Consider the following 639-nt stretch of genomic DNA (forward strand, 5'->3'; position numbering starts at 1 on the left):
GTGTATAAGAGACAGGGCCGGGGCGGCGGCCTGGTTCACGTTCCGCCCGAACCGCTCGCTGGGCTGGTCGCTGTCGTCCGCGTACAGGTCCAGGGCCAGTCGCACCGGCACCCTGAACTCGTGGCTGTCCTGGCCGGTGCCGATGTAGAACTGGTCGTGCGAGGTCGCGCCGCCCACGGTGTCGCCGTGGGTGACCTGATGGCCGTACTGGTAGTCGGCCCCGAACCCGATGGACCCCCAACTCCCCAGCGGCCCGCTGACACTGGCCATCGGCCCGAGCGCGCCGCCGTACGACTCACCGCGCTGCTCGGCGTCGCTGCCGGCCATCTGCGCCAGGCCCATGACCTGGATGCCCGGCAGGACCAGGTGATGGGTGCTGGCCTGCCCGGTGTCCCGTTCGGCGGAGAGGAGCAGGCGGACCCGACGGACACCGGTGTCGCTGCTGTTGGGCACCTCGAAGTGCAGGGAGTGCCCGCCGTCGACCATCGCGTCGGTCGCGGCACGCAGCCCCGTACGGGAGCGCGCCTCCCTCAGTCGGCGCAGGTTGTTGAGCTGGGCGTGCAGCCGGATCTGGTGCTCGGGCTCGTGGTTGCGCACCGCCTGCTTCAGCCGCGCGCCAACTCCGGTGGGGGCCGGGGC

Annotated in this window: 1 protein-coding gene; it reads right to left on the reverse strand. The window is 71.8% G+C overall.

Annotated features, from left to right (window positions below; all coding sequences use genetic code 11):
- Positions 1-639, reverse strand: a 639-nt coding sequence (locus AC31A1_RS52290; RefSeq protein WP_489660057.1) for a hypothetical protein, incomplete at both ends; no start/stop codon positions are given.

The sequence above is a fragment of the Streptomyces sp. P5F9 genome (assembly GCF_057961495.1).